Source organism: Lonsdalea quercina subsp. quercina, assembly GCF_000688655.1.
GTDB lineage: Bacteria > Pseudomonadota > Gammaproteobacteria > Enterobacterales > Enterobacteriaceae > Lonsdalea > Lonsdalea quercina.
On the sequence record NZ_JIBO01000002.1, the window covers coordinates 159,444 to 182,153 of the forward strand.

Consider the following 22,710-nt stretch of genomic DNA (forward strand, 5'->3'; position numbering starts at 1 on the left):
GCGAGATAACACGATGATCAAACAACGTACATTAAAACGTATCGTACAGGCGACAGGGGTCGGTTTACATACCGGCAAAAAAGTCACCCTGACAATGCGTCCTGCACCGGCAAATACCGGGGTCATCTATCGTCGCACTGACTTGAATCCACCGGTTGATTTTCCGGCTGATGCCAAATCCGTGCGTGATACCATGCTCTGTACTTGCCTGGTCAATGAGCATGACGTGCGAATTTCGACCGTGGAGCATCTGAACGCCGCGCTGGCGGGTCTGGGTATCGATAACGTGATGATCGAAGTCGATTCTCCCGAAATTCCGATTATGGNCGGCAGCGCCAGTCCGTTCGTTTACCTGTTGCTCGATGCCGGTATTGAAGAGCTGAACTGCGCTAAGAAGTTCGTGCGGATAAAAGATACCGTGCGTGTAGAAGATGGCGACAAGTGGGCGGAACTGAAGCCTTATAACGGTTTCAATCTGGACTTCACCATCGACTTCAACCACCCGGCGATCGACTCTGGCGCACAGCGCTACAAGCTAGAGTTCTCTGCGGACTCTTTCGTCCGTCAGATCAGCCGTGCGCGGACCTTCGGTTTCATGCGAGATATTGAATATCTCCAGTCCCGCGGGCTGTGCCTGGGCGGCAGCTTTGACTGCGCGATTGTCGTTGACGATTATCGTGTGCTGAACGATGACGGTCTGCGTTTTGAAGATGAGTTCGTTCGTCACAAAATGCTGGATGCCATCGGCGACCTGTTTATGTGCGGCCATAACATTATTGGTGCCTTCACGGCATTCAAGTCTGGTCATGCGCTGAACAACAAACTGCTGCAGGCTGTGCTGGCAAAACAGGAAGCGTGGGAATACGTGACCTTTGAAGATGAGGCGGAAATGCCGCTGGCGTTCAAAGCGCCTTCGACGGTACTCGCCTGACGAGTCAGAACAACAACTTGTCGTTTTCATGACTGGTTATCACTGGTTTTCTCTCCGGCCAGTGAAGCCAGTCTTTTTAATATCCGCTGTAACCTTTCCGGGCTGTTTTCCGCTAATCCATTCAATATCTCTGCACTTTGCGGACTCAGTGAACGTCGCTTCGGCGCATCGATAGAACCAACGCCGGTTGTGGTTTCCGACGGCTTATTATTTTGGTGCGCTTTAGCAGCAAGCGAGGGATTAATCCGGATGTCGATTGCGGCTAATGATGGTAGTATTTGAGCACGCAAAGCGGAGAGNAGCGCTGGCTGTTCATAACGTAGCCGCATCATCCAGCTGGCGTTCGCGGTTTCCAGCACCAGCAGATTCCGCCGGTAGTTCGCCACGCGGCACCAAGGGTGCATTTGCGCAGGCAATATCGCGCAGACGGCGCGATTAAGCTTTACCAGCGCGGCAGCGCGCTGCTGAATATCCCGTAGCGGACCGCTTCCGGTTTCCGATGCGCTATCAAAAAAAGATTCTAGTGACTGTGGACGACTATCACGCATAACGCAGGCTCCGACGGACAGTAAACTTGTGATTGGTATTCTAAATCGTTGGCGACAATTTGGCAGACGTTATTTTTGGCCGCATCTCCTGCTGGGGATGGTCGCGGCTGGTTTTGGTCTGCCCGTTAGTCTGTGCGAATCCCAAAATACGTCGTCCCTGTCGACTTCGGCTATCAGTCGCCATAATGTTTCCGCCTTTAGCCTGACCAATTTAGTGGCATTAAAAGATGCCCATCGGCGTTCATCCGTCGGCATTGATTATTGGCATCAGCATGCCATTCGCACTGTTATCCGGCACTTATCGTTTGCACTCACTGCGCCGCAGCCTTCTTCGGTGGCTGAAGTGGTCGTCGCCTCGCCTGCACAGCACCAAATCCTGATTGAAACGCTTCACGCGCTACTGACCCAGGAAAATAGGGTGCCGGCGCTGGATGTAACCACCTACTTCTCCGCCGTATCCACGCTATCCCATCATTCCGGGATCTGGCTCGCCCAGACGCTAGGGATACGCGCCGGACCGCTCAGTTAAACCGCTTTTCTGTCAACACGCGCAATAGCCGGGTGAGTTCGCCTGGTTTTCTGATGTTATGCCACGGTAGAGACGGTGGTATTGTAGAGATTAAAATTATTATGTTAGTAAAACTATTGACCAAAGTTTTCGGTAGCCGTAACGACCGTACCTTACGCCGTATGCGTAAAACTGTAGATGTTATTGCTCAGCTTGAACCGGCTATGGAAAAGCTGTCTGATGACGAGCTAAAAGCCAAAACGCAGGAGTTCCGCGAACGTCTCAAGAAAGGGGAAACGCTGGAAGCGCTGTTGCCCGAAGCCTTTGCCGTCGTACGTGAAGCGAGTAAACGAGTTTTCGGCATGCGCCACTTTGATGTTCAGATGCTGGGCGGGATGGTGCTTAATGAACGCTGCATCGCTGAAATGCGTACTGGTGAAGGTAAAACGCTGACCGCGACGCTGCCTGCTTACCTGAATGGCCTGACCGGTCGCGGCGTGCATGTTGTTACCGTAAACGACTACTTGGCGCAGCGTGATGCCGAGAACAACCGTCCGCTGTTCGAGTTTCTTGGTCTGACGGTGGGGATCAACCTGCCAGGCATGCCGGCGCCGGCAAAGCGTGAAGCGTATGCAGCCGATATCACTTATGGCACCAACAACGAATACGGTTTTGACTACCTGCGCGACAATATGGCGTTCAGCCCGGAAGAGCGCGTTCAGCGCCCGCTGTTCTACGCGTTGGTGGATGAAGTCGACTCCATCCTGATTGATGAAGCGCGTACCCCGCTGATCATTTCTGGACCTGCCGAAGACAGCTCCGAGATGTACATCCGCGTCAATAAAATCATCCCGTCGTTGATCCGTCAGGAAAAAGAAGATTCCGACACGTTCCAGGGCGAAGGCCACTTCTCCGTGGATGAGAAATCCCGTCAGGTCAATCTGACCGAACGTGGTTTGGTGAAAATTGAAGAACTGCTGGTAAAAGAAGGCATCATGGAAGAAGGCGAATCCCTGTATTCGCCTTCGAATATTATGCTGATGCATCATGTGACCGCTGGTCTGCGGGCGCACGTCTTGTTCACGCGCGACGTCGATTATATCGTTAAAGACGGCGAAGTTATCATTGTCGACGAACATACCGGTCGTACCATGCAGGGGCGTCGCTGGTCTGACGGCCTGCATCAGGCCGTTGAGGCGAAAGAACACGTCACCATTAACAACGAAAACCAGACGCTGGCCTCCATCACCTTCCAGAACTACTTCCGTCTGTACGAAAAACTGGCGGGGATGACTGGGACTGCGGATACCGAAGCTTTCGAATTCAGCTCTATCTATAAGCTGGATACCATTGTCGTCCCGACAAACCGCCCGATGATCCGTAAAGACCTGCCCGATCTGGTGTATATGACAGAGCGGGAGAAGATCGACGCCATTATCGAAGACATCAGGGAGCGTACGGCGAATGGTCAGCCGGTGCTGGTGGGGACCATCTCGATTGAGAAATCGGAAGTGGTCTCCGACGCGTTGACTCGCGCAGGAATCAAACACAACGTTCTGAACGCCAAGTTCCATGCCATGGAAGCGGATATTGTCGCGCAGGCCGGTCGCCCGGGCGCCGTGACCATCGCCACCAACATGGCCGGTCGTGGTACGGACATCGTGCTGGGCGGCAGCTGGCAGACGGAGATCGCCCAGTTGGAAGCCCCGACGGAAGAGCAGATTGCCGCCATCAAAGCAGACTGGCAGTTGCGCCACGATGCGGTGCTGGCTTCGGGCGGTTTGCATATCATCGGCACCGAGCGCCATGAATCGCGTCGTATCGACAACCAGCTGCGTGGCCGTTCCGGTCGTCAGGGGGATGCCGGTTCTTCTCGTTTCTATCTTTCAATGGAAGATGCTCTGATGCGTATCTTCGCCTCTGACCGTGTGTCCAACATGATGCGTAAGTTGGGGATGAAGGAAGGCGAAGCCATCGAACATCCTTGGGTGACCAAAGCCATTGCCAATGCACAGCGTAAGGTGGAAAACCGTAACTTCGATATCCGTAAGCAGCTACTGGAATATGATGATGTCGCGAACGACCAGCGCCGTGCTATTTACACGCAGCGTAATGAACTGCTGAACTCCGCCGATATCAGCGAAACAATCAACAGTATTCGTGACGATGTGTTTAAAGCGACGATCGATAACCATATTCCGCCGCAGTCTCTGGAAGAAATGTGGGATATCGACGGTTTGGAACAGCGTCTGAAAAACGATTTCGATCTGGAAATGCCAATTGCTGAATGGCTGGAAAAAGAGCCTCAGCTGCATGAAGAAACGCTGCGTGAACGTATCCACCAGCAGGCGATGGAAGTTTACGCCCGCAAAGAAGAGGTTGTGGGCGTCGATGTCATGCGCAACTTCGAAAAAGGCGTAATGCTGCAGACGCTGGACTCCCTGTGGAAAGAACATTTGGCAGCGATGGACTATCTGCGCCAGGGCATCCATCTACGCGGCTATGCGCAGAAAGATCCGAAGCAGGAGNACAAACGTGAGTCGTTCTCCATGTTTGCAGCGATGTTGGAAGCGTTGAAATATGAAGTCATCAGCACGCTGAGCAAAGTTCAGGTTCGCATGCCGGAAGAGATCGAAGCGCTGGAACAACAGCGCCGTGAGGAAGCTGAACGACTGGCGAGCCAGCAGCAGCTGAGCCATCAAAGCGAAGCAACTGCCGCGCCGTCTGCGGGTGGTTCATCCGAGCGTAAAATCGGCCGTAACGATCCTTGCCCTTGCGGTTCGGGCAAGAAATACAAACAGTGCCACGGACGTATCCAGAACTAGTCTTCATCACGGTTGGATAACATTATCGGTATCAATAAAGGCGGTCATTGACCGCCTTTTACTTGGGGAAAGGCTTATGACGCAGAAACCTTTGTCAGTCGCAGTAGGCATTATTCGTAACGCCCAGCGACAGTTTTTTATCGCCTGCCGCCAGGCTGGCTCGCACATGGCCGGTAAATGGGAGTTTCCCGGTGGAAAAGTGGAAGCGGGGGAGACCCCCGAACAGGCATTGATTCGTGAATTGCGTGAGGAAACAGGGATTGAGGCGCACGACCCTCAGGCGCTGACGGATAAAACATTTTCCACGGGCGATCGGCTCATCACGCTGCATTTTTTCCTGGTAGAACATTGGCAAGGAGAACCCTATGGCCGGGAGGGGCAGCCGTCGCGCTGGCTGACCGTCGACGAACTGCAAGAAGAGGAATTTCCGCCAGCGAATGCGGAGATGATCCGCTGGCTAAAGCAGTCGGCGTAATACCGCAGGTTAATACTTGGTTTCGCTCCAGTTTTCGCTGTCAGTAATCGCTTCATTACTGGGAATGCGTTTCTCTTCTTCAGCCCATTCCCCGAGATCGATTAACTGACAGCGTTTGCTGCAGAAAGGGCGGTAAGGGCTTTGTTCTCCCCACACCACAGGTTTGGCGCAGGTTGGACATTTTACGGTGGTGATATCGTTGCTCATCTTAGTCACTCCTAACAGCAAGCCAGTTCGAACGTCAGGCGGTCGGGCACTTGCCCATGCTCGCTGTCCAGCGGCATAAAGCGAATCGCATAACGGCTCTTGTGGCCAGAAATTTGTGGGTATAGCTGATGCTCCTGTGCGATCTGTATGCGCAGGAGGTCGGCGTCGGCTGCATTGTCCTGATAGAAGCCTTTCAGGCTGATTTGTGGACGGAAGATCGCTGAGTTGCGGATGAGGTCCAGAATCATCCCCAGCGTTTGTTCGAACGGGGCGACGCTGTCGAGCCAGACGCTGACCTGGCGGTTTCTGTGCTCGACAGGTTGATGCAGCCAGCTATGCAGCGTCGGCAAGTCGAAGTTACAGCATCCCCCAGGGATGCTCAGCCGTTGGCGCACCATGCCAATAAGGCGATCTTCTCGCAGGCTCTGGCCCATACGCGGGGCGGCCATCAGTTGACTGGCCTGTTGGCGTAACTGCTGGCGAAAGGCGTCAATCCGCGCCTGATCGACGCCGGGCACGTCCTGCCACTGTGTTAACTTCTGCTGCTGGCGTTCTAGTTCTTTCATCAAATCGGGTCGAACGTCGCCGCGTTCGAGTATATCCAACAGGTCGGTAGCGGCGCGGAAAAATCCCAGCGCGTTCCCCATGTGTTCCAGCATCTGGTTGTCATGCATTTGTTGAAGCAGAAACTCGAGACGTAGCCAGGTCCGCGTTTTCTCATTCAGCGGATATTCAAATAATAGGGTTGAGGAAGCATCACTCATTATTTTGTCATCCTGTCTTTTGCGGTTGCCGCCAGCTCAAGATAGCGCTGATGCAGCATGGCAATTTGTGGAGCGAGTTCGCTCTGGCTATGGCTATTGTCGATGATGTCGTCGGCATAAGCCAGACGCTGTTCTCGCGTGGCTTGTGCGGCCAGAATTTTTTCCGCCTGTTGGAGGGAAACCCCATCTCGCGCCAGCGTACGCTGTAGCTGAATTTCCGGGGTGACATCCACAACCAGAACACGTTGCGCCTGCGATTGCAGGCCGCTTTCGATTAGCAGGGGGATCACCCACATCACGTATGGACCGGGGGCGGCAAGCAACTGGCGTTGGGTTTCCGCGTGGATTAATGGATGCAGCAATTGGTTTAGCCACGCTTTTTCACGTTCATCGGAAAAAATTTTTTCCCGTAGGGCGGCGCGGTTGAGCGTATCGTCGGTGTTCAGTATCTCGGGGCCGAAGCGTTTTGCGATAGCGGACAACGCTGACGTTCCTGGCTCAACGACCTGACGGGCGATAATGTCCGCATCGATGATAGTGATGCCTTGCCGGGCGAAACCTTCAGCGACGGTGCTTTTGCCGCTGCCGATACCGCCTGTAAGCGCTACGATGTATGCCATGGTATCGATCTGCAAAATTACCGGGTAAATTTACGGGATTCTAGCCTAAATAAAGGTAAATTCGCAGTCTTGCCGCAGGATTATTCGCGCGTATGATTAGGCTACTGGATAGGTTTTAAAGCATACCGACTATCTCCCCGATGGTCTTCGCCACTGACCAGGACACCTCCTTATGCGTATTGAAGAAGATTTAAAGTTAGGCTTTAAAGATGTTCTCATCCGTCCCAAACGCTCCACCCTCAAGAGTCGCTCGGAAGTTGAATTGGCGCGCGATTTCACCTTTATGCATGCGGGCTGCCATTGGTCGGGCGTGCCGGTTATTGCGGCCAATATGGATACGGTCGGCACTTTTCGCATGGCTCAGGCGCTATCCACGTTTGGCGTGCTGACCGCCGTGCATAAACATTACTCCGTTGAGCAGTGGCAGCAGTTTGTTACACAGTCATCGGAAGACGTGTTGCGCCACGTCTTAGTCTCTACGGGGACATCAAGCGACGATTTTACCAAACTGAAGCAAATTCTGGCCCTCTCTCCAGAGCTGAAGTTTATCTGCATCGACGTCGCTAACGGCTATTCCGAGCACTTTGTCTCTTTTGTGCAGAAAGCGCGAGAAGCGTGTCCTGATAAGATCATTTGCGCCGGGAATGTGGTGACCGGCGAAATGGTCGAAGAGCTGATTCTTTCCGGTGCGGATATCGTCAAAGTTGGGATTGGTCCCGGTTCCGTTTGCACCACCCGGTTGAAAACGGGCGTGGGCTATCCGCAGCTATCGGCGGTGATCGAATGTGCCGATGCAGCGCATGGACTCGGCGGACAAATCGTCAGCGATGGCGGTTGCTCCGTGCCTGGCGACGTCGCCAAAGCTTTCGGCGGCGGCGCTGATTTTGTCATGCTGGGCGGGATGCTGGCGGCACACGATGAGTGCGAAGGCACCATAGCCGAAGAAAACGGTCAGAAAATGATGCTGTTTTACGGCATGAGTTCGGCATCAGCGATGGAGCGCCACGTTGGCGGCGTAGCCGGCTATCGGGCTGCGGAAGGTAAAACCGTTAAGCTTCCGCTACGAGGTCCGGTGGAATACACCCTTCGCGATATCCTCGGCGGCTTGCGTTCCGCCTGCACTTACGTTGGTGCTTCACGCCTGAAAGAGCTGACCAAACGCACGACGTTCATCCGCGTCGCCGAGCAAGAAAACCGTATTTTCAACGTTTAGCTTTCCGCTTCCTCAACTGACGGGATCAGGCTCCCGTCAGGACATGCCCCAACTGGAAAATAGGCAGATACATGGCGATCACCAGCGTACCGACAATGACGCCCACCGTGCCCATCAGTAGCGGCTCCAAGGTATGAGGCAGCTTTTCTGCAAACTGCTGCGTATTGTTTTCATGCCATTCGGCTAACTGTGCGAACAGGTGCTCTAGTGCGCCTGTCTCTTCTCCGACTCTGATTAACTGTGGGCAGGGCGCTGGGAACAGCGGTGAGCGTTCTACCGCCTGACTCAGCGGGATGCCGCGTTCGATGAGGTTCTGTATCTCTTTTAATTCACTCTGGTAAAGAGGATGTCCGAGCGTCGCGGCGGCGCTCAGTCCGGCCGGCAGCGGCAGTCCTGCACCGTGAGTCATCGCCAGCGTATGGAAAATCTGGCTGAGACAACGCCCGCGAATAAGTGTGGCAATGCCGGGCACTTTGAGCCACAGACGTTGCTCTCTACGCCGCCAGCGTGGAAAGGTTCTGCGCGCCCAGCCGTAGGTTGCCGCGAGTACGATGCTTATTGTGACGAGAGCGGCCCCATCGCGCATACACCGTTCCGAAAAGGTCAGTAAAGTCTGAGTCAGCATGGGAAGCGGGGCGTTAAACGAGGCGTAGAGTCGGCCGAACTCAGGCAGGACCAAGGTGATCATCAGTGCGCTAACCACTAGCACGGCGGCGGAAACGAAGAGGGGATAGCGTAGTGCTTTGGCAACTTTATACGCCAATTGCTGACGCGCCTCCTGATAGGCGGAGAGCTGCTGGCAACAGTCGCTGAGCTTACCGGTCAGTTCGCCTGCGGCAATCAGCGAGCAATACATCAGCGGAAATATATGGGGATAGTGCCGAAGCGCCTCTGCCAGCGACATGCCTTGTGCGACCTGTCGGCCGACGGTGTGTAAGACACATCGCCACGCCGGTTTGTCATGCTGCCGAGCCATGAGGTTCAACGATTCCAGTAGCGGAAGCCCGGCCTGCAATAGCGAGCCTAGCTGGTGAATGACGGGAGTCAGCTGCGAGCTGCGCCAGGCATAACGGGTCAGGTATTGTCGGATCTTCAGGTTAAGGGGTTGGTAACCCAGTTCGAGCAGATGATCGTACACCTGTTGGCGGTGGGTCGCGATAAACTCGCCGCGACACAGTTCACCTTTGCCGCTGAGGGCCTGCCAGTCGTACAGCTTTTGCATTGCCATCTCAGTCTCCTTCCTCCACCCCGTCACCCACTACCCGATAGACCTCATCCAGTGATGTGATGCCTTCATTGACTAACGCCAGACCAGCATTGAACAGCCCATTTGAGCGGGAATTCTGGTCTGGCGCCTTTTCGTAGGAGACTTCTCCGTTATCCGCCAGCGTTTGCTGGAGGTGAGGGGTAATGGCCAACAGGTCGTAAATCGCGGCTCTGCCATAATAGCCTGAAAAACAGTGATTGCAGCCCCGTGGGCGCCATTGCCGTAGTGGACCTGACCAGGCTGCATGGGGCGATATTGGTTCCGAGGGCACCCGCTCGCGGCAATGAGGGCACAGCCTGCGAACTAAGCGCTGAGCAATGATGAGTTTCAGCGCCGAGGCAAGCAGGTAGCCGGGAACGCCAAGATGTCTTAGCCGCGTGATGGTCTCGCTGGCGGAGTTAGTGTGCAGCGTGGATAGCACTAAGTGACCGGTTTGCGCCGCTTTGACGGCAATATCTGCCGTTTCGGCGTCGCGAATCTCTCCAATCATGATGACGTCGGGATCCTGGCGCAGCAGGGCTCTTAGCACCCGGCTGAAGTCCAGCCGACTTTTGGCATTGACGGCGGTTTGATTGATCCCTTCTAACGGAATTTCTACCGGATCTTCCACGCTGCAAATATTGCGGCTGGTACTATTGAGCCAGCGTATGGCGCTATAAAGCGTGAATGTTTTCCCGCTCCCCGTCGGGCCTGTGACCAAAATCATACCTTGAGGCAGTCGCAGGACCCGCTTGAATAGCCGTAATGCGCTTGTAGAAAGCCCCAGCGTGTCCAGCGTTAGCGCATGTTGCTGCGTTTGTAATACCCGCAGTACGACCTTTTCGCCCGTTTGTATCGGAAGCGTGGCGATACGTAATGAGTAACGTTCCCGATCGAGCTGCAGGGTAAATTGACCATCCTGTGGTAGACGGCGTTCAGCGATATCCAGCTTCCCCATGATCTTAAGCCGTGCAATAAGCCGGGGCGTCAGTTCGTCAGGGGCTGAAGGAATTTCCTGTAAAATGCCGTCAATGCGCAGTCGTATCCGGCAATGCATCACCATCGGCTCGAAGTGGATATCCGAGGCCCGCCGCTGAATCGCTGAATTCAGCGTCTGATTGATGAATCTGACTACCGGGATATCTTCCTGCTCTTCGACTTCAGATACAGGCTGATAGGTCGACGCCTTTTCCATGGCGCTTTGCGGCGGGGCAAGCGCTTTCTCCAGTCTGGCCGCAGGCCATTTCTCGATCAACACGTGACGGTTGCCGGCGAATTTCAACGCCGTCAGCATTTCAGTGGTTGGCGGGCTGCCGACAGCAACGGTAATGGATTGTTCATCAATGGCCAGTAGCAAAGCGTGATAACGCTGGCACAATACGTCGAGCTCTTCGCTAAGTATTTGTAACGTCATGAGATCACCCCGCAGCATCATCCAGCCGGAAAACGTCGAGACAGGCCCGACTGAGCGTGTCGGCCCCGGTTTCCGTCAGGCAATTTTTGGTCCAGTTCAACGATCCAGTCTGAGGCTCCAGCGTCGGCGTCATCACCACGCTTAGCCCTTGCAACGAGGATTGACCTGTCAACGTGATGACGCCTCGGAAAACGGTAACCTGACTGATATAACGTGTGGTTGTACCCGTTGGAATGCCCTGATTGCCTGCACTGCAAAGAGCCAGATCGGCATTGCTCAGCCCACAGAGATCGACGGCTATTTTGTAAGAGGCCGCCGTTTGCAGCATGTCGGTCATTGCCGCTTTTTGCAGGTATCCCTGATAGGCCGGAATTCCCAGGGCGCTTAGCACGGCAATGATGACGATCACAACCATCAGCTCAATCAACGTAAATCCTTGCTGTAACATGATTTCAGTCCTTGATGTGGCGGGTGGCGGCAGAATAAGGGAAGGCAACCATTTCGGCGACAGGCGATAGCCCAGTTCGTAATCCGCTTCGCAAACTGTTTTATGAGTTGCAGTTAGCGCCCGATTTTTTTCCTGGCAACTTCCAATTTCTATATTTGTCTCATCAGAAAGTGGCGCTAAACGGTATGCTTGCAGTGAGTATTGGCCGTTGGGAAATGTGTCGCTGACTTTTAAAGCCGCATGACGGGTGAATGACGAGCAGGGGAAAGATGCTACGCTTTGGTCTGTGCGAGGCGTTTGCCGCGTAGAAGAATGCGCGTAAAACGACAGGTTAATAGGAGTTTGTAGATGGAATTGGTAGATGGTTGGCTAACGGATGTGGCGCGCGTACCGTCCCCGCATTGTGACGAAAGGCCTGAGGGCGACATTCCCTCGCTGCTAGTCATACACAATATCAGCCTGCCGCCGGGCGAGTTCGGCGGTCCCTATATCAATCAATTGTTTACAGGAAGACTGCAGGCGGCTGAACACCCTTATTTCGCCGAGATAAGCCATCTGAGGGTTTCGGCTCATTGCTTGATTCGTCGGGATGGCAGCATCGTTCAATATGTGCCCTTTGACCGTCGAGCCTGGCATGCGGGCGTCTCCAGATTTGAGGGGCGCGAACGCTGTAATGATTTCTCTATCGGTATTGAACTCGAGGGGACCGACACGCTTCCTTTTACGGAGGAACAATACCGGCAGTTGGCATCGGTCACCCAGCTATTATGTCTGACTTATCCGATTACGCCGAATCGAATTTGCGGTCACAACGATATTGCTCCAGGTCGTAAAACCGATCCCGGTCCTGCTTTCGACTGGGATCGATATCGACATTTAGCGCAGAAATAGCGATCTACAAAGGGAGTCTAAATCGATGACGCTGTTTACGTTGTTGCTGGTTTTGGGATGGGAACGCCTGTTTAAACAAGGCGAACATTGGCAGTTGGATCACCATTTTGCGGTGAGGCTTCGGCATCTTTCTTCGCCGTCCTTGATACAAACCCTGCTTTTGTCGCTGGCGGGTATGGCAACGACCGCGCTGCTGATGGGGCTGGTCAGCGGCTTGTTGTTCGGTCTGCCGATGCTGATTTTATGGGTTATTATTGGTTTGCTTTGCGTGGGGGCTGGCGAGGTGAGGCTGCACTACCGTCGGTATTTGCAGGCGGCGCTACGCGGTGAAGCGGATGCGGAGCGCCAAATGTCCGGTGAATTGGCCCTGATTCATGGGTTGCCGGTGGACGGTAGTGAATCGGATAGGCTCAAGGAGCTACAGAACGCTTTGCTGTGGATTAATTTTCGTTATTACCTGGCTCCGCTGTTCTGGTTTGTGGTCGCCGGGCCTTATGGTCCCATTGCGCTGGTCGGTTATGCCTGTCTGAGAGCGCGTCAAACGATGCTTGCTCGTTACCACACCCCGTTGGAGCGGGCTAACTCTGGCGTGGATACATTGCTGCATTGGCTCGACTGGATCCCTGTGCGGCTGGCCGGAGCGGCTTATGCTTTGATGGGGCACGGCGAAAAAGCGTTGCCCGCCTGGTTCTCCGCCTTGCTGGATTTTCACAGTAGCCAGTATTGGGTGCTGACCCAGCTGGCTCAATTTTCACTGGCGCGAGAAACCCATATCGATCCTCTCGCGACGCCGATTGCTGCCGTTAAGTTGGCAAAAAAGGTGACGTTGATGATTGTAGTGGTGGTGGCGCTATTGACCATCTACGGCGCGCTGGTATGACTCGTTGCCAGAAGCCAGAAGCCAGAAGCCAGAAGCCAGAAGCCAGAAGCCAGAAGCCAGAAGCCAGAAGCCAGAAGCCAGAAGCCAGAAGCCAGAAGCCTGTACGTGTGTAACTTTGAGAGTCGAACCGCTGATGGGTGATGGAGAGGAAAACAGCAAGCGCCTGAGAAGAAATAAAAGCAATGGAGCCAGAGCGGCTGTTGTTCTTCCTGACTGTAAGTCTCAATTGATGCCGCCCGCTGGTTCAGGCGGCATCGGAGTCATGAAAGCTTTATTTAGACTGTTTACGCTGCTTCAGCCAGTAACCGCATCCCAGTACCGCTAACCAGATTGGGATCAGGATGACCGAAATCCGAATGCCTGGCGTCAGGGCCATAATCACTAGTATACCCACCATAAATAGCAGGCACAGGTAGTTGCCGAAGGGGTAAAGCAGCGCCTTAAACTTGGTTTCTATGCCTTCCCGATCTTTATGCTGGCGGAACTTAATGTGCGCCAAGCTGATCATAGCCCAGTTAATGACCAGAGCCGAGACGACGAGCGCCATCAGCAGCTCCAGCGCTTTGCCGGGAATGAGGTAGTTGATCAGTACGCAAAAGGCGGTCGCCAGCGCTGAAATAGCAATAGCGACGACAGGTACACCACGTGCATCCACCGTGCTCAGCGCTTTGGGACCGTTACCCTGTTTAGACAGGCCGTACAGCATGCGGCTGTTGCAATAAACGCAGCTGTTATAGACCGAAAGCGCGGCCGTCAGCACGACAATGTTCAGTATAGTGGCGACCACATCGCTGTTCAGTTCATGAAAAATCATGACGAAAGGACTGCCGCCTTCTACCACTTTGCCCCAAGGGTACAGTGACAGCAGAATCGTCAAGGAGCCGATATAGAAAATCAGAATGCGGTAGATCACCTGATTGGTGGCGCGAGGAATGCTTTTTTCAGGGTCGTCCGCTTCAGCAGCAGTGATACCGACCAGCTCCAGCCCGCCGAAAGAGAACATGATAACCGCCATCGCCATGACCAGNCCCATGATCCCATTCGGGAAGAATCCGCCCTGATTCCACAAATTGGTGACCGTAGCTTCCGGGCCGCCATGTCCGCTGAGCAATAACCAGCCGCCAAAAACGATCATCCCGATGATGGCGCTCACCTTGATCAGGGCGAACCAGAACTCCATTTCCCCGTAAATCTTCACGTTGGCGAGATTGATGGCGTTGATGACCATAAAGAAGACGGCGGCGGAAACCCAGGTCGGGATACCTGGCCACCAGTACTGAACGTAGATGCCGACGGCGCTGAGTTCGGCCATGGCCACGAGAACATACAGCACCCAGTAGTTCCACCCTGAGGCGAAACCTGCAAAGTTCCCCCAGTATTTGTAAGCGAAGTGGCTGAAGGAGCCTGCTACAGGTTCCTCAACCGACATTTCTCCCAACTGGCGCATGATGAAAAACGCAATAATACCGCCAATGGCGTATCCCAGCAGAACCGAAGGTCCCGCCATCTTGATTGTCTGCGCGATACCGAGAAACAGTCCCGTTCCCACTGCACCGCCGAGGGCAATCAACTGTATGTGACGGTTTTTTAATCCACGCTTTAGCGTTCCATCTTGTTGATCTTGCATGGCTTTTACCTTCTGCCTGTCTAAATGAAAGTCTAGAGAGCACCGCCAGAATACTGGCAGTTTTACATTGGTGTTGTTTTAAGTTTACGACCGCGGAAAGAAGAAAATGACCTTTCCACTACCGTTGGTCAGAGAATAGTGATAAGCGTCGATAAATGCACTGATTTATTCGTTGTATGGCCTAAAACCCACCCGAAAAAGCCGCGCCGACTTTTTGATAACTCCGCTGGTACTATCTTGTTATTGTCATGCGATACTTAACATTTAATTTGAAAGCGAATAGTTCAATCCCGGCTGTTTTGTGAATTTTTATGCAATAAATGCATCTTTTATTCTCTTCTGGAGGGTTTAATCGTTTCAGCTGGGAGAGTTTTGTTCATGAAAGGTTACCGTGATGACGTGGGAAATATTGGTAATACCAATGATATATTAGCGTGATTACTCATTGGCATAACCCTGTTGTTAAAAACTATGGCGATAGGGCAATTGTCATAGTAATCATATAGACAGAAGGTGAATACTTTGTTACTTTGACGCCACGTTTTTTAAATTGGTATTACCAATTAACTCCGCGCTTTTCGCCGAGACAATTTCGCCATGGCATACAGCAAGATCCGTCAGCCCAAACTATCAGATGTGATTGAACAGCAACTGGAGTTTCTGATCCTCGAAGGGACTTTGCGGCCCGGTGAAAAACTTCCTCCGGAACGCGAGCTAGCCAAACAGTTCGAGGTATCACGTCCCTCTCTCAGAGAAGCCATTCAACGGCTCGAAGGGAAAGGGTTGTTGCTACGTCGACAGGGCGGCGGCACGTTTGTCCAGACCAATTTGTGGCAGAGCGTCAGCGACCCGCTGGCCGAGCTGCTCAGCAACCATCCTGAATCACAGTTCGATCTTCTTGAAACCCGTCATGCATTGGAAGGCATCGCAGCTTATTACGCGGCGTTACGCGGTACTGAGTCCGACTTGCATCGCATTCGGGAATGCCATTTTTTGATTGAACAAGCGCGTGAATCCGGCGACCTCGCCGCGGAAGCGGAAGCCGTTATGCACTACCAGGTCGCGGTAACGGAAGCGACGCACAACGTCGTCCTGCTGCACCTGTTGCGATGCATGGGGCCTATGCTGGAACAGAACGTACGACAGAATTTCGAATTGCTCTACCTGAGTCGCGAAGTCTTGGCCAAGGTGAGTAGTCATCGCGCCAGAATATTTGAGGCGATAGTCGCTCGTGAGCCGGAGCAGGCGCGCGAAGCTTCACACCGTCATCTGGCGTTTATAGAGGAAATATTGCTGGAACTGAACCGGGAACACAGTCGGCGAGAACGCTCATTGCGTCGGCTCCAGCAACGCAAGGACTAGGTGCTTTCATTGAGGCGCCGTTTGCGAAATACGAGACGATGAGCCTGTCTTCCTGCGCTTTTAACCCTATGGGCGCAGAGTGTATGAAGACAGGCTCCAGACAAATCAACTGAATTAGAAACAGATAAGGAATAGACCATGTCAGAACGTTTGAATAATGACGTGGATCCGATCGAAACGCGTGACTGGCTGCAGGCGATCGAATCGGTTATCCGTGAAGAAGGTGTTGAGCGCGCGCAGTTCCTGATTGATCAGGTTCTGAGCGAAGCACGTAAAGGCGGCGTGAAAACCGCTGCCGGCAGCGCAAGCAGCAGTTACATCAACAGCATCGCCGTTGAAGACGAACCTGCCTATCCGGGCAACCTTGATCTGGAGCGCCGTATTCGTTCAACGATCCGTTGGAATGCGGTCATGACCGTACTGCGCGCTTCTAAGAAAGATTTGGAGCTGGGCGGCCACATGGCGTCCTATCAGTCCTCCGCCACGTTCTACGAAGTGTGTTTCAACCACTTCTTCCGCGCACGCAACGCGCAGGACGGCGGCGATCTGGTTTACTTCCAGGGACACATCTCGCCAGGCGTTTACGCTCGCGCATTTGTTGAAGGACGCCTGACCGAAGAGCAGATGAACAACTTCCGTCAGGAAGTACACGGCCAGGGTCTGTCTTCCTATCCGCACCCGAAACTGATGCCTGAATTCTGGCAGTTCCCGACCGTTTCCATGGGCCTTGGCCCGATCGGTGCGATCTATCAGGCTAAATTCCTGAAATACCTGGAACACCGTGGTCTGAAAGATACGTCTAAACAGACCGTCTACGCCTTCCTGGGCGACGGTGAAATGGATGAGCCGGAATCCAAAGGCGCCATCACCATCGCGACCCGTGAAAAACTGGACAACCTGGTCTTCGTTATCAACTGCAACCTGCAGCGTCTGGATGGACCGGTTACCGGTAACGGCAAGATCATCAACGAGCTGGAAGGCGTGTTTGGCGGCGCTGGCTGGGAAGTGATCAAGGTTATCTGGGGCGGTCGCTGGGACGAGCTGCTGCGTAAAGACACCAGCGGTAAGCTGATTCAGCTGATGAACGAAACCGTGGATGGCGACTACCAGACTTTCAAATCGAAAAACGGCGCCTACGTGCGTGAGCACTTCTTCGGTAAATATCCGGAAACCGCGGCGCTGGTCAAAGACTGGACCGACGATGAAATCTGGGCGCTGAACCGTGGTGGCCACGATCCGAAGAAAGTCTATGCCGCACTGAAAAAAGCGCAGGACACCAAAGGCAAACCGATCGTCATCCTGGCGCATACCATCAAGGGTTACGGGATGGGTGATGCGGCTGAAGGCAAAAACATCGCTCACCAGGTCAAGAAGATCAACATGGAAGGCGTTCGCTACTTCCGCGATCGTTTCAACGTGCCGGTCAAAGACGAAGAGCTGGAAAAACTGCCTCTGCTGAGCTTCGACAAAGATTCCGAAGAGTACAAATACCTGCACGAACGTCGTCAGGCGCTGGAAGGCTATGTGCCGTCCCGTCAGCCTAACTTCAGCGGTTCTCTGGATCTGCCGACGCTGGAAGACTTCGGTCCCCTGCTGGAAGAGCAAAACAAAGAGATCTCCACCACCATCGCTTTCGTTCGTGCCCTGAACGTGATGCTGAAGAACAAGTCGATCAAAGATCGTCTGGTGCCGATTATCGCGGATGAAGCGCGTACCTTCGGTATGGAAGGTCTGTTCCGTCAGATTGGTATCTACAGCCCGAACGGTCAGCAGTACACCCCGCAGGACCGTGAGCAGGTGGCATACTACAAAGAAGACGAGAAAGGTCAGATTCTGCAGGAAGGGATCAACGAACTGGGCGCGGGCGCGTCCTGGCTGGCGGCGGCAACGTCATACAGCACCAACGACCTGCCGATGATTCCGTTCTACATCTACTACTCCATGTTCGGGTTCCAGCGTATCGGCGACCTGTGCTGGGCGGCAGGCGACCAGCAGGCGCGCGGCTTCCTGATTGGGGGCACCTCCGGNCGTACGACGCTGAACGGCGAAGGTCTGCAGCATGAAGACGGCCACAGCCACATTCAGTCTCTGACTATCCCGAACTGTATCTCCTACGATCCGGCTTTCGCCTACGAAGTCGCTGTCATCATGCATGACGGTCTGCACCGTATGTACGGCGAAGCGCAGGAGAACGTTTATTATTACATCACGACGCTGAACGAAAACTACCACATGCCGGCGATGCCGCAGGGCGCCGAAGAAGGCATCCGCAAAGGTATCTACAAGCTGGAAACGGTAGAAGGCGACAAAGGCAAGGTACAGCTGCTTGGCTCCGGCTCCATCCTGCGCCATGTCCGCGAAGCCGCGGTGATCCTGTCCCAGGACTACGGCATCGGTTCCGACGTCTACAGCGTGACCTCCTTCACCGAACTGGCGCGCGACGGTCAGGACTGCGAACGTTGGAACATGTTGCACCCGGCCGAAACGCCGCGCGTACCGTACATCGCTCAGGTGATGAGCGAAGCGCCAGCCGTCGCGTCTACCGACTACATGAAGCTGTTCGCCGAGCAGGTACGTACTTACATCCCGGCCAGCGACTACCGCGTTCTGGGTACGGACGGCTTCGGTCGCTCCGACAGCCGTGAGAACCTGCGTCACCACTTCGAAGTGGATGCGTCTTACGTGGTGGTAGCCGCTCTGGGCGAGCTGGCTAAACGCGGCGAAGTTGAAGCGTCTGTCGTGGCTGAAGCCATCAAGAAATTCAACATCGACCCAGATAAAGTTAACCCGCGTCTGGCATAAGAGGGCAAGATTACATGGCTATCGAAATCAATGTTCCGGATATCGGTTCGGACGAAGTTGAAGTCACCGAAGTAATGGTGAACGTCGGCGACACTGTTGAAGCTGAACAGTCGCTGATTACGGTGGAAGGCGATAAGGCCTCCATGGAAGTGCCTTCCCCTCAGGCGGGCGTGGTGAAAGAAATCAAGATTGCCGTCGGCGACAAAGTCTCCACCGGTTCTCTGATTATGGTCTTTGATTCGGCAGACAGCGCGGCGGAAGCGCCAGCTCCGGCAGCAGCACAGCCGGAAGCGGCTCCTGCCGCGACCAGCGCAGTGAAAGATGTCGAAGTGCCGGACATCGGCGGCGACGAAGTCGAAGTGACTGAAGTGATGGTCAAAGNCGGCGACAGCGTTGAAGCCGAACAGTCACTGATCNCCGTGGAAGGCGACAAAGCTTCTATGGAAGTCCCGGCGCCGTTCGCGGGCGTGGTGAAGGAAATCAAGATCGCCACGGGCGACAAGGTGAAAACCGGCTCCCTGATCATGGTGTTTGAAGTGGCAGGCGCCGCGCCTGCCGCACAGGCCAGCCAGCCGGCTGCCGCTCCGGCCGCAGCCAGCACCGGTTCCGCCGCGAAAGACGTCAACGTACCGGATATCGGCGGNGACGAAGTCGAAGTGACTGAAGTGATGGNCAAAGTCGGCGACAGCGTTGAAGCCGAACAGTCATTGATCACCGTGGAAGGCGACAAAGCTTCTATGGAAGTGCCGGCTCCGTTCGCGGGTACGGTCAAAGAGATCAAAATCGCTGTCGGCGACAAGGTGAAAACCGGTTCTCTGATCATGGTATTTGAAGTCGAAGGCGCCGCCCCGGCTGCGGTATCGGCTCCAGCTGCGAAAGCAGAAACGACTGCCGCGCCAGCTAAAGCAGCGCCTGCCGCTGCTCCGGCCGCCGCCAGCGCGAAGGGTGAGTTCGCTGAGAACGATGCCTACGTGCACGCGACCCCGGTCATCCGTCGTCTGGCGCGCGAGTTCGGCGTCAATCTGGCGAAGGTGAAAGGGACCGGTCGTAAAGGCCGCATCCTGCGCGAAGACGTACAGGCTTACGTGAAAGACGCGGTCAAACGCGCAGAATCCGCTCCGGCGGCGGGTGCGGCGGGCGGTTCTCTGCCGGGTCTGCTGCCCTGGCCGAAGGTCGACTTCAGCAAATTCGGCGAAGNCGAAGAAGTGGAGCTGGGTCGTATTCAGAAGATCTCCGGCGCCAACCTGCATCGCAACTGGGTGATGATCCCGCACGTGACGCAGTTCGACGAAGCGGATATCACCGAAGTCGAAGCGTTCCGCAAACAGCAGAACGTGGAAGCCGAGAAGAAGAAACTGGACGTGAAGATCACGCCTGTCGTGTTCATCATGAAAGCCGTCGCGAAAGCGCTGGAAGAGTTCCCGCGTTTCAACAGCTCGCTGTCTGAAGATGGTCAGCGCCTGACGCTGAAGAAATACATCAACGTCGGCGTTGCGGTTGATACCCCGAACGGTCTGGTGGTTCCGGTATTCCGCGATGTGAACAATAAAGGCATCGTTGAACTGTCTCGCGAGCTGATGGAGATCTCCAAAAAAGCCCGTGCTGGTAAGCTGACGGCTTCCGACATGCAGGGTGGATGCTTCACCATTTCCAGCCTGGGCGGCCTTGGCACCACGGCTTTCACGCCGATCGTCAACGCACCGGAAGTGGCTATCCTTGGCGTTTCCAAATCGGCCACCAAACCGGTATGGAACGGCAAAGAGTTTACGCCGCGCCTGATGCTGCCACTGTCTCTGTCATTCGACCACCGTGTTATCGACGGTGCGGACGGCGCGCGTTTCATCAGCTTCATCAACAATGTGATGTCTGATATTCGTCGTCTGGTGATGTAACCGCCGGGACTGGCCTGCGGGCCGGTCTTTTGGCTAACGTCGATGCCGCGGCGGCAGGCTGTTCGCCGTGGCATGTTTGAGACGCAGATCCCCCTGGCTCGCCTTGCAGAGCGTTAACAACTCTGTAAACTAAATGTCAGTGTGGGGGCGTCCCGGTGGATGACGGGCGTACTGATCCATAACAACCACGTCTGACCGCCGGACAAACAAAACAAGAGGTCATGATGAGTACTGAAATTAAAGCCCAGGTGGTGGTGCTTGGCGCGGGCCCTGCAGGTTATTCTGCGGCGTTCCGTTGCGCGGACTTAGGTCTGGACACCGTACTGGTAGAACGTTATGCCACGTTGGGCGGTGTTTGCCTGAACGTCGGATGTATCCCTTCCAAAGCCTTGCTGCACGTCGCGAAAGTTATCGAAGAAGCTAAGGCGCTTGCTACGCACGGTATCGTGTTTGGCGAACCTCAGACCGACATCGACAAGATTCGCTCCTGGAAAGAAAAAGTCATCAACCAGCTGACCGGCGGTCTGGCAGGGATGGCGAAAGGCCGTAAAGTCAAAGTCGTTAACGGTCTCGGCAAATTCACCGGCGCGAACACGCTGGTCGTTGAAGGCGAAGGCGGCAATACCACTATCAACTTCGACAACGCGATCATCGCTGCTGGCTCTCGTCCGATCCAGCTGCCGTTTATTCCGCATGAAGATCCGCGCGTGTGGGATTCCACCGATGCGCTGGAGCTGAAAACCGTACCGGAACGCATGCTGGTCATGGGCGGCGGTATCATCGGTCTGGAAATGGGCACCGTATACCACGCGCTGGGTTCCAAGATCGACGTCGTCGAAATGTTCGATCAGGTGATCCCGGCAGCCGATAAAGACGTCGTGAAAACCTTCACCAAGCGGATCAGCAACAAGTTCGGACTGATGCTGGAAACCAAAGTGACTGCGGTTGAAGCCAAAGAAGACGGCATCTACGTCACGATGGAAGGTAAAAACGCGCCGGCAGAACCGCAGCGCTACGACGCGGTACTGGTCGCCATCGGCCGTGTGCCGAACGGCAAACTGCTGGATGCTGGTCAGGCTGGCGTTGAAGTCGACGATCGCGGCTTTATCCACGTCGATAAACAAATGCGTACCAACGTACCGCACATCTACGCTATCGGCGATATCGTCGGTCAGCCGATGCTGGCGCACAAAGGCGTGCACGAAGGCCACGTGGCTGCAGAAGTCATCGCCGGTAAGAAACACTACTTTGATCCGAAAGTGATCCCGTCCATCGCCTATACCGAACCGGAAGTGGCGTGGGTAGGTCTGACGGAGAAAGAAGCGAAAGAGAAGGGCATCAGCTACGAAACAGCGATCTTCCCTTGGGCGGCGTCAGGCCGTGCTATCGCTTCCGACTGCGCGGACGGCATGACTAAGCTGATCTTCGAGAAAGAGAGCCATCGCATCATCGGTGGGGCGATCGTCGGGACCAACGGCGGCGAACTGCTGGGTGAAATCGGTCTGGCGATCGAAATGGGCTGCGACGCGGAAGATATCGCGTTGACGATCCATGCGCATCCGACGCTGCACGAATCTATCGGGCTGGCGGCGGAAGTGTACGAAGGCAGCATCACCGACCTGCCGAACCCGAAAGCAAAGAAAAAATAAGCTGACGGTGAGGGCGCGCAGGCGTAAATACGCGCGTGCGTGTCACGACAGGTTTAAAAAATCCGGGGCAGCCGCCGCCGGATTTTTTTTCGTCTGACGATCGTCAATAGAAGGGGGACAGTCCGCTCGCGGGCGCTAACTCAGCAGCAGCGGCAATAACGCGGGCAGGTCGCCTGGCTGTGGTAACCGACACTGAGCGTGCGCCCTATCGCTGTGCAGATGCGGCAGCGATGCGAGGTTCAGCCGAAGCTTTTCGCCAAGGTCAATCGGGAGGGCAAGTTCCCCTTGTCGGCTATCGCGCCTTGCGTGATGGGCTGCGCTGAGGCCATGAAATCGATCCCCCCTAGCCGCGTCGCATTGAGGAAGTTGTCGGACGGAGCGCAGGTAACGATGAGTTCAGCTAATGCC

General features: G+C 54.7%; 19 protein-coding genes. 11 read left to right on the forward strand and 8 right to left on the reverse strand.

What is annotated here, in order from left to right; genetic code table 11:
- Window positions 1–13: 13 nt before the first annotated feature.
- Window positions 14–931: a UDP-3-O-acyl-N-acetylglucosamine deacetylase gene (gene lpxC / locus RZ35_RS01470; RefSeq protein ID WP_026741713.1), complete on the forward strand. Its 918-nt coding sequence runs from the start codon at window positions 14–16 to the stop codon at window positions 929–931.
- A 26-nt stretch (window positions 932–957) separates the two neighbouring features.
- On the opposite strand, the gene RZ35_RS01475 is transcribed toward lpxC, so the two are convergent.
- Window positions 958–1,479 carry a DUF721 domain-containing protein gene (locus RZ35_RS01475; RefSeq protein WP_026739121.1) on the reverse strand — a complete coding sequence of 174 codons (522 nt, stop codon included), beginning with the start codon at window positions 1,477–1,479 and terminating at the stop codon, window positions 958–960.
- 28 nt (window positions 1,480–1,507) lie between these two features.
- Here RZ35_RS01475 and secM point away from each other — a divergent pair, with 28 nt between their 5' ends.
- The 3 genes from secM to mutT all read left to right on the forward strand — a co-directional run bounded on the left by secM (window position 1,508) and on the right by mutT (window position 5,287).
- Window positions 1,508–2,008: a secA translation cis-regulator SecM gene (secM, locus tag RZ35_RS01480; RefSeq protein WP_026741714.1), complete on the forward strand. Its 501-nt coding sequence runs from the start codon at window positions 1,508–1,510 to the stop codon at window positions 2,006–2,008.
- 101 nt (window positions 2,009–2,109) lie between these two features.
- Entirely contained in the window at window positions 2,110–4,812 is a 2,703-nt protein-coding gene (secA, locus tag RZ35_RS01485) for a preprotein translocase subunit SecA (protein WP_026741715.1), read from the forward strand.
- Between the two features lie 76 nt (window positions 4,813–4,888).
- The gene (gene mutT / locus RZ35_RS01490; RefSeq protein WP_026741716.1) at window positions 4,889–5,287 is read left to right on the forward strand and encodes an 8-oxo-dGTP diphosphatase MutT; all 399 of its coding nucleotides are present in this window, start codon (window positions 4,889–4,891) and stop codon (window positions 5,285–5,287) included.
- 9 nt (window positions 5,288–5,296) lie between these two features.
- Here mutT and yacG read toward each other — a convergent pair whose 3' ends face one another.
- From yacG to coaE, 3 genes are read right to left on the reverse strand one after another with little or no spacing between them, the layout of a single operon-like run.
- Window positions 5,297–5,494: a DNA gyrase inhibitor YacG gene (yacG, locus tag RZ35_RS01495; protein WP_026739125.1), complete on the reverse strand. Its 198-nt coding sequence runs from the start codon at window positions 5,492–5,494 to the stop codon at window positions 5,297–5,299.
- Window positions 5,495–5,505: 11 nt separating this feature from the next.
- Window positions 5,506–6,258, reverse strand: a complete 753-nt coding sequence (zapD, locus tag RZ35_RS01500; protein WP_026741717.1) for a cell division protein ZapD — start codon at window positions 6,256–6,258, stop codon at window positions 5,506–5,508.
- A complete protein-coding gene (coaE, locus tag RZ35_RS01505) occupies window positions 6,258–6,878 on the reverse strand; it encodes a dephospho-CoA kinase (protein ID WP_026741718.1) in 621 nt (206 codons plus the stop codon). Before coaE ends, zapD begins: the two co-directional genes overlap by 1 nt.
- A 172-nt stretch (window positions 6,879–7,050) precedes the next feature.
- Between coaE and RZ35_RS01510 the strand changes: the two genes are divergently transcribed.
- Window positions 7,051–8,091 (forward strand): GMP reductase, encoded by a 1,041-nt coding sequence (locus RZ35_RS01510; protein WP_026741719.1) that lies wholly within the window; start codon window positions 7,051–7,053, stop codon window positions 8,089–8,091.
- A 25-nt stretch (window positions 8,092–8,116) separates the two neighbouring features.
- Here RZ35_RS01510 and hofC read toward each other — a convergent pair whose 3' ends face one another.
- From hofC to ppdD, 3 genes are read right to left on the reverse strand one after another with little or no spacing between them, the layout of a single operon-like run.
- Entirely contained in the window at window positions 8,117–9,319 is a 1,203-nt protein-coding gene (gene hofC / locus RZ35_RS01515; RefSeq protein ID WP_026741720.1) for a protein transport protein HofC, read from the reverse strand.
- A 1-nt stretch (window position 9,320) separates the two neighbouring features.
- The gene (gene gspE / locus RZ35_RS01520) at window positions 9,321–10,751 is read right to left on the reverse strand and encodes a type II secretion system protein GspE (RefSeq protein WP_026741721.1); all 1,431 of its coding nucleotides are present in this window, start codon (window positions 10,749–10,751) and stop codon (window positions 9,321–9,323) included.
- Window positions 10,752–10,755: 4 nt separating this feature from the next.
- Window positions 10,756–11,199 carry a prepilin peptidase-dependent pilin gene (gene ppdD / locus RZ35_RS01525; protein ID WP_026741722.1) on the reverse strand — a complete coding sequence of 148 codons (444 nt, stop codon included), beginning with the start codon at window positions 11,197–11,199 and terminating at the stop codon, window positions 10,756–10,758.
- Between the two features lie 348 nt (window positions 11,200–11,547).
- Here ppdD and ampD point away from each other — a divergent pair, with 348 nt between their 5' ends.
- Both ampD and ampE read left to right on the forward strand, forming a co-directional pair.
- A complete protein-coding gene (ampD, locus tag RZ35_RS01530; protein WP_026741723.1) occupies window positions 11,548–12,090 on the forward strand; it encodes a 1,6-anhydro-N-acetylmuramyl-L-alanine amidase AmpD in 543 nt (180 codons plus the stop codon).
- Window positions 12,091–12,115: 25 nt separating this feature from the next.
- Window positions 12,116–12,970: a beta-lactamase regulator AmpE gene (gene ampE / locus RZ35_RS01535; RefSeq protein WP_026741724.1), complete on the forward strand. Its 855-nt coding sequence runs from the start codon at window positions 12,116–12,118 to the stop codon at window positions 12,968–12,970.
- Between the two features lie 271 nt (window positions 12,971–13,241).
- Here the strand turns inward: ampE and RZ35_RS01540 are convergent, their stop codons facing one another.
- Window positions 13,242–14,597 (reverse strand): amino acid permease, encoded by a 1,356-nt coding sequence (locus tag RZ35_RS01540; RefSeq protein WP_026741725.1) that lies wholly within the window; start codon window positions 14,595–14,597, stop codon window positions 13,242–13,244.
- Between the two features lie 597 nt (window positions 14,598–15,194).
- On the opposite strand from RZ35_RS01540, the gene pdhR reads away from it, so the two are divergent.
- The 4 genes from pdhR (at window position 15,195) to lpdA (ending at window position 22,302) form a co-directional block, all read left to right on the forward strand.
- Window positions 15,195–15,959, forward strand: a complete 765-nt coding sequence (pdhR, locus tag RZ35_RS01545) for a pyruvate dehydrogenase complex transcriptional repressor PdhR (protein WP_026741726.1) — start codon at window positions 15,195–15,197, stop codon at window positions 15,957–15,959.
- A gap of 138 nt (window positions 15,960–16,097) precedes the next feature.
- Window positions 16,098–18,761, forward strand: coding sequence for a pyruvate dehydrogenase (acetyl-transferring), homodimeric type (gene aceE, locus RZ35_RS01550; RefSeq protein ID WP_026741727.1), 2,664 nt, complete (start codon window positions 16,098–16,100; stop codon window positions 18,759–18,761).
- A gap of 14 nt (window positions 18,762–18,775) precedes the next feature.
- A complete protein-coding gene (gene aceF, locus RZ35_RS01555; protein WP_026741728.1) occupies window positions 18,776–20,653 on the forward strand; it encodes a pyruvate dehydrogenase complex dihydrolipoyllysine-residue acetyltransferase in 1,878 nt (625 codons plus the stop codon).
- Between the two features lie 224 nt (window positions 20,654–20,877).
- Entirely contained in the window at window positions 20,878–22,302 is a 1,425-nt protein-coding gene (gene lpdA, locus RZ35_RS01560; protein WP_026741729.1) for a dihydrolipoyl dehydrogenase, read from the forward strand.
- The last annotated feature ends 408 nt before the right edge of the window (window positions 22,303–22,710 follow it).

Coding starts and splice junctions, on each gene's coding strand:
- mutT (WP_026741716.1), top strand. CDS start 4,889: ATGACGCAGAAACCTTTGTCAGTCGCAGTAGGCATTATTCGTAACGCC.
- yacG (WP_026739125.1), bottom strand. CDS start 5,494: ATGAGCAACGATATCACCACCGTAAAATGTCCAACCTGCGCCAAACCT.
- zapD (WP_026741717.1), bottom strand. CDS start 6,258: ATGAGTGATGCTTCCTCAACCCTATTATTTGAATATCCGCTGAATGAG.
- coaE (WP_026741718.1), bottom strand. CDS start 6,878: ATGGCATACATCGTAGCGCTTACAGGCGGTATCGGCAGCGGCAAAAGC.
- RZ35_RS01510 (WP_026741719.1), top strand. CDS start 7,051: ATGCGTATTGAAGAAGATTTAAAGTTAGGCTTTAAAGATGTTCTCATC.
- hofC (WP_026741720.1), bottom strand. CDS start 9,319: ATGGCAATGCAAAAGCTGTACGACTGGCAGGCCCTCAGCGGCAAAGGT.
- gspE (WP_026741721.1), bottom strand. CDS start 10,751: ATGACGTTACAAATACTTAGCGAAGAGCTCGACGTATTGTGCCAGCGT.
- ppdD (WP_026741722.1), bottom strand. CDS start 11,199: ATGTTACAGCAAGGATTTACGTTGATTGAGCTGATGGTTGTGATCGTC.
- ampD (WP_026741723.1), top strand. CDS start 11,548: ATGGAATTGGTAGATGGTTGGCTAACGGATGTGGCGCGCGTACCGTCC.
- ampE (WP_026741724.1), top strand. CDS start 12,116: ATGACGCTGTTTACGTTGTTGCTGGTTTTGGGATGGGAACGCCTGTTT.
- pdhR (WP_026741726.1), top strand. CDS start 15,195: ATGGCATACAGCAAGATCCGTCAGCCCAAACTATCAGATGTGATTGAA.
- lpdA (WP_026741729.1), top strand. CDS start 20,878: ATGAGTACTGAAATTAAAGCCCAGGTGGTGGTGCTTGGCGCGGGCCCT.